The 3,335-nt window shown below is 62.0% G+C and carries 4 protein-coding genes; all 4 read left to right on the top strand.

Annotation, left to right across the window (positions count from 1 at the left end; genetic code table 11):
* The coding region (locus WCA53_RS02480; RefSeq protein WP_423905113.1) for a LysR family transcriptional regulator at positions 1 to 906 on the top strand (906 nt) is incomplete at its 5' end.
* 119 nt (positions 907 to 1,025) lie between these two features.
* Positions 1,026 to 1,460, top strand: coding sequence for a MarR family winged helix-turn-helix transcriptional regulator (locus WCA53_RS02475; RefSeq protein WP_423905110.1), 435 nt, complete (start codon positions 1,026 to 1,028; stop codon positions 1,458 to 1,460).
* Between the two features lie 74 nt (positions 1,461 to 1,534).
* A complete protein-coding gene (locus WCA53_RS02470) occupies positions 1,535 to 2,647 on the top strand; it encodes an HlyD family secretion protein (RefSeq protein ID WP_423905109.1) in 1,113 nt (370 codons plus the stop codon).
* Between the two features lie 41 nt (positions 2,648 to 2,688).
* A partial coding sequence (locus WCA53_RS02465; RefSeq protein ID WP_423905108.1) for an MFS transporter occupies positions 2,689 to 3,335 on the top strand: 647 nt, incomplete at its 3' end.

Below are 3,335 nucleotides of genomic sequence, written 5' to 3'. Positions count from 1 at the left end.
GTCTTCCGCTCAGTCGTCGAGGCCAAGAGCTTTACGCGCGCCGCGGACATGCTGGGTCTCGCCACGCCCGTCGTATCGCGCGCCATTGCAGGACTCGAGCAACGTCTGGGCAGCCGCCTGTTTCATCGGACGACGCGACAGGTTTCGCTGACGGAAGCGGCGGAACGCTTCTACGAAGGCTGCTGCCGGATTCTCGACGATCTGGAGGCGCTGGAAGCGGATGCAACGACGCAGACGCGCGAGCCGAGCGGCGTGCTTCGACTCGTCGCCCATACGACCGCGACCGTGAACCGGCTGGTGCCGCTGATGGCGACCTTCAAGCACAAGCATCCGAAAGTGAACCTGGACGTGACGCTCACCGAGCGGCCAGTCGACCTGGTCGCGGACGGCTATGACCTCGGCGTCGTGATCCCGTTCATGCTGAGCACCGACACGGCCGTCACACGGCTTCTGGAGCGCATGCCGCTCGCCATCGTCGCGACCCCGGAGTATCTAAAAAAACACTCGATGCCCCGGCATCCGTCCGAACTGGCCGAACACATGTTCGTGGCGATGTCGCCGTCGCTTCGCAAGCCCATATTGACCTTTCGCCTCGGCGAGGAGGATCTGAGCATCCCGCTGAAGTACGACATCGCTTCTAACAATGCGGTGTTCAACCGGGAAATGGTGCTGCAAGGGTTCGGCGTCGGCGTGGTGCCCGCGCCGGTGGCGCAGGCAGAACTGTCCTCAGGCAGGCTGGTTCCCCTCCTTGAAGAATTCGAACTTGTCGACGGAGTGGTCGAGATCCGCCTTGCGTACAACACTCGAACGCTGCTGCCGGCAAAGGTGAGGGCGTTTGTCGAGCATGCCGCAGCGTTCTTCGAAGCAGTGTCGGGCGTGCCCGCGTCGTTCGGCCAAAAGGTCTGAGGATTCACGAGGCGGCAGATTTTCCTGACGACAACGGACGCCCGATTCTTCTCGTCGCCGTTATAACTTGATGCGCCAGCGAGATTGATCGCAGGCGTGCGCGCCATTACTCTGTGTGCATGCACACTCAATCACCCGAAAACGACGACTGCTTCGCTGTCCGTCAGGCGGCTCGCCACGTTTCGCAGCTTTATGAACGGCACCTGTCGGAAGTGGACATCACGCCGACGCAGTTCAGCATCATGACCGTGCTGGGACGCGGTTCGAGCTTGACGATGATGGAGTTGGCGCAGGCAATGGTAATGGAGCGAACCTCCCTGGTTCGCGCACTCAGGCCTTTGATGGACAGCGGTTTTGTCGCCGACGAACCCGGCGAGCAAGGCAAGCGGCGCTTCCAGCTGATCCTGACCGGAAGCGGACGCACGAAGCTCGACGAGGCGATGGTGCACTGGAGCGCGGCCCAGGACGAGTTCGAACGCAAATTCGGGCATCTGCAGGCGGCCTCGCTCAGGCGTGAGTTGTTCCGCATCACGCGCGACGTTTCGAAAGTTTAGACAATATTGGGGCGCTGGATTATTCAGCGAATGCCTTCTTCCACCTTGAGTAGTGTATATACACAGGTTAAACCATGACGACTTCTTCTCCTTCTGCGGTTGCATCGGCTATCCCCGCGCCGCCGGTCGCACACATACAGCCGCGGCGCATTCCGTGGATGCGTCTTGCCTACGGGGCTGTCCTCCTGGTGCTGGCAGCAGCAGCCGGGTACTGGTACTTCGTGCTGCGCTTCGAGCAATCGACTGACGATGCCTACGTCGGCGGCAACGTCACCGTGATGGCGCCCAAAGTGAACGGCTTCATCACAGACATACTTGTGCAGGACAACCAACGAGTTCAGGCGAACCAGGTATTGATCCGCCTCGACTCGCGCGACTACGACGCCAGGCTTGCTCAGGCGAAGGCGGACGTCGACGGTGCCCGCGCCGCTGTGTCGGAGTTGCAGGCAAGGGTTGTTCTTCAGGCGGCCGTGATCAACCAGCATCAAGCGGAGCAACATGCGGCGTCGGCGGAATTGACACGCAGCGCCGAGGACAAGACGCGTTATCGCGAACTGGTCAAGGACGATGCCGTTTCCGATCAGATCGTCGAACGCGCCGATGCGGACTTCCTGAAGGCCCAGGCTGCCGTGCAGAACAGCGACGCGGCGGAGGTCGCCGCGAAGCGCGAACTCGAGGTGCTGGGCGCGCAGATCGCCGACGCGCAGGCGCGTGTCAATACCGCTCTGGCGGCCCAGCGCGTAGCTGAACTGAACGTGGAATACACGACGATCCGCTCGCCGGTCGATGGTTACATCGGTAATCGGACGGGGCGCGTGGGCATGCTGGCCAATACGGGGGTATCGCTCCTCACGGTCGTGCCTTCCACCGACCTGTGGGTGGACGCGAACTTCAAGGAAGACCAGTTGAAGAAGATGCACGTCGGCGACAGGGCGGACGTTTCGCTCGATGCGTCGAGCGTGCCGCTGCACGGCTATGTGGAGAGTCTTGCACCGGCGACCGGCGCGACCTTCAGCGTGCTGCCACCGGAAAACGCGACCGGCAACTTCACCAAGATCGTGCAGCGCGTGCCGGTGCGGATTCGCCTTGAGGTGCCGCGCGGGATGGAAGCCGTGTTGCGCCCGGGCCTGTCGGCAACAGTCAATGTGCACCTCGCCGGCACGACCCAGACCGCGAGCAGCAACTAAGCTTACTCAAGACTTAAGACGCAAGACTCAAGGCCGACACCATGACAACCTCTCATCCCCTCGACCCCGCGTTACAGCCCATGCGGCAGCGCGTGTTTGCTTTCGCACTGATGTGCCTGGGCTTCTTCATGGCCACTTTGGATATCCAGATCGTCGCGTCCTCACTGAGGGACATTGGTGGCGGACTCTCCGCGAGTCAGGACGAGCTGTCATGGGTGCAGACCGCCTATCTGATCGCGGAAATTCTCGTGATCCCGATGTCCGGCTGGCTCTCGAAAGTATTCTCGACGCGCTGGCTGTTCGTTGCGTCCGCGGTCGGCTTTACCATCACGAGCATGCTGTGCGGTATCGCGTGGGATATCAACTCGATGATCCTGTTTCGCGGTCTCCAGGGTGCGATGGGCGCGGCAATGATTCCCACGGTGTTCACGACGGCGTTCGTCCTGTTCCCCGGCAAGGAGCGCCTCATCGCGTCCACGACCATCGGTGCGCTCGCCTCGCTGGCGCCCGCCGTGGGGCCCGTGATCGGCGGCTGGATCACGGACCAGTGGTCGTGGCACTGGCTGTTCTACCTGAACCTCGTGCCGGGCGTGGTCGTGGCGGCGCTGGTCCCGAAGTATGTGCACATCGACAAGCCGGATCTGTCTCTGCTGAGGAAAGGGGACTACCTCGGCATTCTCCTGATGTC

The organism is Caballeronia sp., assembly GCF_049581465.1.
Taxonomy (GTDB): Bacteria; Pseudomonadota; Gammaproteobacteria; order Burkholderiales; family Burkholderiaceae; genus Caballeronia.
Note: the sequence above shows the minus strand (reverse complement) of the source record. Positions and strands in the feature narration are given on the sequence as shown.

Bases quoted from the DNA above. Each gene is read 5' to 3' on its own strand.
- WCA53_RS02475 (WP_423905110.1), top strand. From the start codon at position 1,026: ATGCACACTCAATCACCCGAAAACGACGACTGCTTCGCTGTCCGTCAG.
- WCA53_RS02470 (WP_423905109.1), top strand. From the start codon at position 1,535: ATGACGACTTCTTCTCCTTCTGCGGTTGCATCGGCTATCCCCGCGCCG.